The following is an 8,940-nucleotide window of genomic DNA, read 5'->3' on the forward strand; positions in this document are numbered from 1 at the left end:
CAGATTTTAGTGGAAGAAATGATCTTACTATTGACGGTAAAAAGTTTTCAGGTAACGCACAATATAATTACAAGGACAGAGTTCTTCATCATGGAACCTTACTTTTTTCATCAGATATTTCAAATTTATCAAAAGCATTACGAGCAAAACCTTTAAAATTCCAAGATAAAAGTATTAAATCCGTATTAAGTAGGGTAACTAATATAAGCTCTCACTTAAAACAGCCTCTATCTATTGTGGATTTTGAAGCGTTAATTATGAACTATATTGTGGCAGAAAATAATTCAGATTCCTTGTATGAATTTACTCCTACTGATATAAATAATATAAATAAGCTTGCATCCGAAAAATATTCCACTTGGGAATGGAATTTTGCTCATTCACCAAAATATAATTTTATAAATGAAAAGAAATTTCCATTCGGTACAATTGAATGTAATATGGAAGTACAGCATGGAATAATAAAAGATATTACGATATATGGTGATTTCTTTAGCAAACTTGATATTTCAGACATAGAAGCAGCACTTATAGGTGTAAATCATGTAGAGCCAGCGGTTAAAACAGCACTTTCAGCCTTTAATATCTCTGATTATTTTTCAAACGCTGTTATCGAAGATATTTTAAGTTGTATATTTTAAAATTCAATTATATATTTCAAACTATAGACCCAATAAATTCAGCAATTTCTTTTTAAAGGTATTATATGTATAAAAAAATTTATTGACTAAATTCACATTTACTATTAGAATAATAAAGAAATAATAAATTTTATATTTATGGATGAAAATTATTGGAGATATCCACATTGGATAACCGTAGAAGAAAGAAATAAATCTATGCTAAAGGTTTATTTTGAAACTTTCAGGTTTCAGGAATATTCTAGAATATTCCTTGCACAATAATTTGACATACCCCTGGAGAGACTACTTAAATGTGGCATCAACGGAGCAACTTAGACTAACATCTAAGGAAACTTTCAGATAAAAGGACAGGGAGTAAAAGGGCAGTGTTTTTTGTGCCCTTTTGCTCCTTGTCCTTTTATGTTTTAAAGATATTTCAGAAGAAGATTATAAAATTTCCTTTTGAAGTATTTGATTAATTACATATGAATTTTCTATTATTTTAAAACTAACAAAAGAAAGGATGATTTGTCTTGGAAACATCAAAAAAATTAAATTCTAACAACACTTCACCACAAACATTAAAAAAAGAAATTGGTTTACCAGGAGCCATTGCCTTAGTTATAGGTATGGTTATAGGTTCTGGAATTTTCTTTAAACCTTCCATTGTATTTAATAATGCCGGTTCCCCAATGATGGGAATACTTGCTTGGGTAGCCGGCGGTATTATAACTATGGCTTCTGGTCTTACTATAGCTGAAATAGCAGCAGCCATTCCAAAAACTGGAGGTATCTTTGTATATCTTAAAGAACTTTATGGCGAAAAATGGGCATTTTTATTTGGTTGGGTACAAACAGTTATTTATGTTCCTGGTGCTGCGGCAGCCCTGGCAATAGTACTCGCAACTCAAGCTACTAATTTTGTGCCAATGAGTGGACTTCAGCAAAAATTATTTGCAATACTTATGATGTTTGTTATCACCGTTGCAAACGTGCTATCAACAAAACTTGCTAGTAAGATTCAATTCGTTGCAACTATTGCAAAACTAATTCCAATTTTTGTTATTATAGCCTTAGGCCTTATAAAAGGAACGGCTCACAGTTTTTCTATGCCTGTAGGCGCTGCAACTGCTGGTGCTGGATTTGGAGCAGCTATGCTTGGAACACTTTGGGCTTATGATGGCTGGATAGGTGTAAGTAATATAGCAGGAGAACTTAAAAACCCCAAAAAAGACATTCCAAAGTCCATAATTTGGGGTGTAACCATTATTATATCAGTGTATGTTTTATTTAATTTAGCAGTTCTAAACGTAGTTCCTATAAAATCTATTATAAGTTCTAATACAGTAGCTTCTGATGTTGCAACAATTTTATTTGGAAAATCAGGTTCAATATTTATAACAGTTGGTATATTAATTTCAATTTTCGGAGCATTAAATGGTTATATAATGACAGGAGTTAGAATACCTTTTGCTATGGCTCAGGATAAGCTTTTACCTTTTGATAAGTTTCTCGGAAAAGTTGATGAAAAATATCAAACACCATTAAACGCTTTTGTTTTCGAGTTTATACTTTCCTCGCTATATGTATTTAGTGGGTCTTTTGATACCTTAACTGATCTTGTTATATTTGTTTTATGGATTTTCTTCACAATGGCAGTAGCTGGTGTTTTTATATTAAGAATAAAACATAAAGATATAGAGAGACCTTATAAAGTACCATTCTACCCAGTAGTTCCACTCGTAGGAATTCTCGGAGGTATATATATCCTAGTAAGTACGCTTATAACTGACACTTCAAAAGCACTTATAGGACTTGCAATAACCTTAATTGGACTACCTGTATATTGGTACATTACAAAAAAGAAACAGAATAATTAAAATAAAGATTGTTCTTACAACAAAAAGTATGCTAATTAGTAAAATTAGCATACTTTTTTATTTTAAACTTCGCCTTTTAATCCAATTTCCTCAGCAACACTTTGCATACCTTTTATTGTTTCGTCGAGTATATCATTAATGTCCATTCCCATTCTTTCAGCACCTGAAAGAATAACATCTCTATCGACACCTGCTGCAAAACTCTTCTGCTTAAATTTCTTCTTAACTGACTTTACTTCTAGGTCCAGCACACTCTTGCTTGGTCTCATAAGCGCAGTTGCTGTAATAAGTCCCGTAAGTTCATCTATTGTAAACAGTACATTCTCCATTTTATGTATTGGTTCTACATCTATACAAAGCCCAAAGCCATGACTCTGCACAGCATGTATGTACTCCTCTGGGTAGCCCTCTGCCTCTAATAATTCCTTTGCTTTAACACAATGCTCCTCAGGATACATCTCATAATCCACATCATGGAGAAGCCCAACTATGCCCCATTTATCTACATCTTCATCATTTAGACTAGCAAAATGCCTCATAACGCCCTCAACAGCGAGTCCATGCTTTATCAGACTGTCACTCTTATTATACTTTTTTAATAACTCAAAAGCCTGTTCCCTTTTAGGAGTTATTTTTTCCATAAATAAAACCTTCTTTCCCTTAGTTAATATTATTATTATGTAAATTATAGTTCATTAAGAAAATTAAGTCAATTATATATTGCTTATAACCAGCAGTTAGTACAAATCCTGGATATTCATTTTGTCTATCCCTCTTTTGTTTTTAAATTTTTCACTTTTTTATTGCTTTTCCAAGTCTATCATTTACAATGTTACCATGTTTTAGAGCAATTTCTCCTCCGATAAGCACATATTCAATTCCTACAGGTTTCTTTGTCGGCTCTAAATATGTTGCACCATCTTCCATTCTGCCAAGATCAAATATAGTGACATCAGCATCTGACCCTATGCTTAGAGTCCCTTTTGATTCAAGTCCCATTCGCTTTGCTGGCATGCAGGTTATCTTTTCTATAGCAGTTTTGAGTGACATTATTTTTTTCTTGTTTACGTATTCATTAATGAACCTTGGAAATGTTCCGCTTCCCCTTGGGTGCCCTTGCCCATTATTATATAGACCATCACTTACTATAATGCCTGCAGGATGATTTATAGACATATCTACTTCCTCTTCCCCTAAGAGATGTGCAATTACTAATGCCTTTGGGTCCTCTTTCCTTTGCTTATCGAAAGTTTCTTTGCTAAACCTTTTACCGGGCTCTCCGGATGTCATCTCGAATTTGGAATAAGAATCTTCATTTAAGTCGTACTTTTCTAAAAAACCTTCATCAAAGCAAGTGGAACCGATAAATGTGCAGTAAGCGTAATAAGGATAACTATCAAATCCTATATCAAGTCCCTCTCTTCTATATTTATCAATAATAGACAATGTTTCTTTCATCTGTCCAAAACTGCACATACTTGAAACATGGGAAATCTGTAATGCTGCCTTAGTTGTTTTTGCATAATCTATTAATTCCTCAACTGATGAAATTGCCTGCTTAGCATCACCTCTTTGATGCACTGCTACAAGTTTATCACTCTTTGCAGCTACCTTCATAAGTTGGGTAGCTTCATATTGGTCTATCCCAGGTATATACTCAATACCCATTGAAAAGCCAATACACCCTTTTTCTAATTGCACTTCAAGTAGCTTGGCCATTTTCTCAATACTCACTTTATCAACAGGTCCATATTTATCAAAATCACCAAAAGTATTCCTGAGATACTCATGTGGTGCATACATTGCAATATTTATAGGATATCCTAGTCTATCTACTGCATCAAGGTATTCAATAGGATCAATTGGACCAATGCCACAATTCCCTCCTATTGCAGTTGTAACCCCCATGTTTAGCATGGAATTTGAAATACAGAACTTAAATGAATCATCTTTTGCGATGTATTGATCTTCGTGTATATGCATATCAATAAATCCTGGTGTTACAATAAGTGATTCGGCATTTATCTCTGTATTCCCAAATAAACGTTCCTTGGAAATACAGGCTATCTTGCCATTTGAAATTCCTACATTCAGTTTAGAATTAATATTATTGAAAGGATCAATAACCATACCATTATTTATCACTATATCAAACATATAAAATCACTCCTTCATTTGCTAGATTAATAAATTAAACACATTTTATGCTTTGCGCAAACTCCTTTTTTATCTCCGATAACAAATCACTATCAGTAATAACATCGTACCCCGTACACGCAAGTGCCATAGCACCAATAAGTAAAGATTCATGAGCTTGATCCGTAATTGTTGCTTTAGCCATTTCCTCAGTATGTAATTTAAGTTTTGGATTGCCAATTCCAAGCATTGGATGGATAGCTGGCACCACGTAACTTACATTCCCCATGTCCAGCGATCCAATATTCTCAGACGGATTAATATCTGTAATGCCTAGCTTTCTTATATTTTTATTAAATGACTCAGATAAATTCTTATTTGTATTCATATCATCAAAGGATGGCTCATATGAGCTTACTTCCAGACTTGCTCCAGTCATTAATGCTGCACCACTAGCAATATTTTTCACCTTTTGAATTACTTCCTTCAAGTAGCTCTTTTTAGAAGCCCTTACATAAAATTTTGCAACAGCCTTGTCTGGCACTATATTAGCAGCTAAACCACCTTCGCTGATAATTCCATGTATCCTTACATCTGATGTAACGTGCTGCCTTAATGCATTTATACCATTAAACATTAATATAACCGCATCCAATGCATTAATTCCATTTTCAGGCGAGCTCGCTGCATGGCTTGACTTTCCTGTAAAATCAAACTTTAATGCTTCCAGCGCCAAGGAGTTCCCACTCTTGCAAGTCTTACCATATGGATGCGTCATCATAGCAACATCAACATTGTCGAATATTCCAAGTTCCGCCATATCAACTTTCGCACCGAATGTTTCTTCTGCAGGAGTTCCATAAACTTCTATTGTTCCACCTGTTCGTCCTATTACTTTGCTTAAAGCTACAGCTGCCCCAATACTAATTGTGCCTATCATATCGTGTCCACATCCATGCCCTATTCCTGGTAAAGCATCATACTCACACATAAAAGCAATAGTCGGACCTTTTAACTTACTTTCATAAACCGCTTTAAATGCAGTTTCCCTATTTGCTATACCAATTGTCACTTTAAATGAATGTTCTGATAATAAAGAAGTCAATTTTTCTACAGCCTTAAATTCTTCGTTACCAAGTTCCGGGTTATGATAAATATAATCATTTATTTCCCATAGTCTTTCTTTTATATTTTGAACTTCTAACATAATTTGTTTTTTCATTTTGTCATACCCCTTTTCTATATTTACTTGATATTCCATTATGAATTATTACTCATAAAATTTTGAATGGTAATGATAGTTATCACCCCTTGAAGTCAATAATATGCTGCTCCCCAGAGATGATTTAACGTTCTAATCATTAGCTGTTAACTTGATAAGCATCACCTTCATAATCTATAATATAAATTAAAATAAAAAAATATTGCGTTAACATGTCGATACACGTAAACATGTTAAATAATACAATATCCCATATTTCTAACATTAATAATATATTGTAATTCATTTTTTGTATATTTTGTCACATATAGCCGTATTGATTAAGATTAATCTGATTATACTTTAACACTGTGTACAAGTCAATAACTAAAGCATGATCTTTTGTTACTCCTCAGCCATTATAATTCAATAAAATTCTTACATTGGCCAAAGGTTTTTGATTATACAACGTCGAATATCACCATTTAACATAAGACAAGATTTCCTGAGCAAAAGAAGTCAACTTATGCATATTTATACTGTAATATACTTCTTTGCCATCTTTAACAGAACTTAAAACACCTGCTCTTTTCATGATTTGTAAGTGATGTGAAATTGTAGGTCTTGAAACTCTGCAATTATCAGCAATCTCATTAACATTCATTTCACCATTTCTCAGTAGATTCAAAATTTCAATTCTTGTTTCTTCACTCAATGCTTTTAGTACTTCAACGTCTAAAGAATTTATGATATTCATCTCCATTATTTTCCACCTATAATTTTTTTATTACTAATATGGTCCATACCCAGTCATTACCGATATTGTAATTAGAACGCAACCTAAAATAAACCAGATTATAAAAAGAGGATATACCCACTTGACCCATTTAGACCAAGAAACTCCACTTATAGCCAAAACAGCCATTAGATATCCCGAGGTAGGGTTCACCATATAAGTAATTCCTTCCCCAAACTGATATGCTAAAACAGCTGTCTGTCTTGTTACACTGGATAAATCCGCTAATGCTATCATTATCGGCATTGTTGCTGACGCTTCTCCAGTAGCTGATGGAATAAATAAACTTATAAATATATGTACTATGAACATTGATATAGCACATGCTACAGGAGAAAATATTGAAACTATATGTGAAAAATAAGATATTATAGTATCTATAATATTTCCTGTACTCATTATTATAAAAATCCCTCTTGCTAACCCAATAATTAATGTACCATATAGTATATTAGATGCACCATTTATAAACTCAGTAACTATTCTGTTCGGTTTAAATTTTCCAATAATCCCAGAAATTATCCCCATCATCAAAAATAATGTAGCAATATCCATTATACTAAATTTATCTTCTATAGTCCCGTGTATGAGAAAAATAAAACCACATATTAATGTTATTGTTATATAGATATGTTTTCTCGTTAATGCTGGGAATTTATGTATTCCAAACCCTTGGTAAAAATTATTTTCTTCATCTATCTTTACAGGGTTCTTTTTTGCATTATTTGCTTTATAAGTTACAAATAATATTGCAGCAACAAGAATTACGATGTAACAAATAACTCTGTACATAAAGCCAGAAAACAAAGGCAATTCAGCAATTTTTTGAGCCGTTCCAGTAGAAAAAGGATTCAAAAAACCAGCTATAAACCCTGATAAAGTTCCAAGAAAAACTATTGCTAATCCTGTCATTGCATCAAATCCAATTCCTATTGCCAGTGCAATAAAAATTGGAATCAATGGAAGTATTTCTTCAGCGGTTCCTAAAATTGCACCACCTAAGGAAAAAACTATCATTAAAACCGGTATCATTATCTTTTCTTTCTGATGAATTTTTTTAGTGACACTTCCTATCAATCCATTTATTACTCCGGTAGCTTGAATTATTCCAAAACTCCCACCCGCAATCAGAACAAATATTATAATATCTGCGGCAGCGAGCATACCTAAAGGTATAGCTTTGAAAATTTCAATAACTGAAACTGGCGTCTGTTCTATTAAATGATAGCTGTTCGGAACAACATAGGTTATTCCAGTAATCGTATTCAGTTGCCTATCAAAAATCCCAGAAGGTATTATATATGAAGCTATGCCACCTATAATAATTATATATAATAATATGACATATGAATCAGGAAGTTTAAGTTTCATTATGATATCCCCTTATTTAATTAACATTATTAAATATATCTACGTGCTAAATATTATACCATTTAACTTTTTATTATTACAAGTATTTATTTAATAATATTAATATCTAGAGCATAGATATCCGCAAAAAAATGACTCATCGTTGAAAAGTCATTTTTATTGGTTTTAGATGCCTGGCTCTTTGATTTTAATTCCTTATTTTTTACCCTTTGCAGTTATATGCTTAATTTCTATCTCATATACCTTTGCTTTTGAGCTAGCCTTTTTTATATATTCCATTCCGGACTCGATGAAGTCCTTTGAGAATTTTTCTAGAAAAAGTACAAATATCTCTTGTTTTTTCTCATCTAGTACCTCTTTAACCTCGCCAAAACAAATTACACTTTTAAATTTTGTGTTAAAATCATCTGGGATTAATGCAACATCTTTCACAACGCAGAAAGAAACCTTGTTGTTAAGTTCTATATTATCTAATTTATGCCCCGATAACGCAGAATGAAAATATACATTGCCATCTTTGTAAAGAAAATTTACTGGCACTCCATAAGGAAATCCATTTTCGCCTACTGTCGATAAAACCCCATATTCAGCAGTGTCCATAATTTCAAGCATTTCATCATTTGTCAGCATTTTATTACTTTTTCTCATTTCTTTAAACATAAAAACCCCTCCATTTTCTAACTCTATATTTTTAATTATACTAATTTTAACATCATTATACAATTAAACTTTCTATACGAAAAGAGCCAGTTCATTTAATATTAATGAATAGGATTATGTGGAATAACAATCATCTTAACACCTGTTCTAAATTACAAAACTCTCCAATTCATAAAAAAATCATCCATATTGCTTTCCGAAAGCTGTTTTCTATATAATAAAAACAAGGCTTGTACAACACTTGTGATGGATTTTAGATAAATATTTCTAAAC

Annotated in this window: 8 protein-coding genes and 1 riboswitch; of the genes, 2 read left to right on the forward strand and 6 right to left on the reverse strand. The window is 32.4% G+C overall.

Features of this window, described 5'->3' with window-relative positions; genetic code table 11:
* Positions 1-641 (forward strand): lipoate protein ligase C-terminal domain-containing protein (locus JJE11_RS09135; RefSeq protein ID WP_291634788.1); only part of this gene is annotated, 641 nt, incomplete at its 5' end.
* A 266-nt stretch (positions 642-907) separates the two neighbouring features.
* Positions 908-1,005: riboswitch (glycine riboswitch) on the forward strand.
* Positions 1,006-1,156: 151 nt separating this feature from the next.
* Positions 1,157-2,503 carry an amino acid permease gene (locus JJE11_RS09140; protein ID WP_291634790.1) on the forward strand — a complete coding sequence of 449 codons (1,347 nt, stop codon included), beginning with the start codon at positions 1,157-1,159 and terminating at the stop codon, positions 2,501-2,503.
* Between the two features lie 62 nt (positions 2,504-2,565).
* On the opposite strand, the gene JJE11_RS09145 is transcribed toward JJE11_RS09140, so the two are convergent.
* The 6 genes from JJE11_RS09145 to JJE11_RS09170 form a co-directional block, all read right to left on the reverse strand.
* The gene (locus JJE11_RS09145) at positions 2,566-3,144 is read right to left on the reverse strand and encodes a hydrolase (protein WP_291634792.1); all 579 of its coding nucleotides are present in this window, start codon (positions 3,142-3,144) and stop codon (positions 2,566-2,568) included.
* A gap of 151 nt (positions 3,145-3,295) precedes the next feature.
* The gene (locus JJE11_RS09150) at positions 3,296-4,660 is read right to left on the reverse strand and encodes an amidohydrolase family protein (RefSeq protein ID WP_291634794.1); all 1,365 of its coding nucleotides are present in this window, start codon (positions 4,658-4,660) and stop codon (positions 3,296-3,298) included.
* 34 nt (positions 4,661-4,694) lie between these two features.
* Positions 4,695-5,861, reverse strand: coding sequence for a M20 family metallopeptidase (locus JJE11_RS09155; protein WP_291634796.1), 1,167 nt, complete (start codon positions 5,859-5,861; stop codon positions 4,695-4,697).
* Positions 5,862-6,318: 457 nt separating this feature from the next.
* Positions 6,319-6,603, reverse strand: a complete 285-nt coding sequence (locus JJE11_RS09160) for a metalloregulator ArsR/SmtB family transcription factor (RefSeq protein WP_291634798.1) — start codon at positions 6,601-6,603, stop codon at positions 6,319-6,321.
* Between the two features lie 27 nt (positions 6,604-6,630).
* Entirely contained in the window at positions 6,631-8,007 is a 1,377-nt protein-coding gene (locus JJE11_RS09165) for a C4-dicarboxylate ABC transporter permease (RefSeq protein ID WP_291634800.1), read from the reverse strand.
* A gap of 195 nt (positions 8,008-8,202) precedes the next feature.
* Positions 8,203-8,667, reverse strand: a complete 465-nt coding sequence (locus tag JJE11_RS09170) for a pyridoxamine 5'-phosphate oxidase family protein (protein WP_291634802.1) — start codon at positions 8,665-8,667, stop codon at positions 8,203-8,205.
* Positions 8,668-8,940: the final 273 nt, after the last annotated feature.

The organism is Clostridium sp. (assembly GCF_016650095.1).
GTDB lineage: Bacteria > Bacillota > Clostridia > Clostridiales > Clostridiaceae > Clostridium_AD.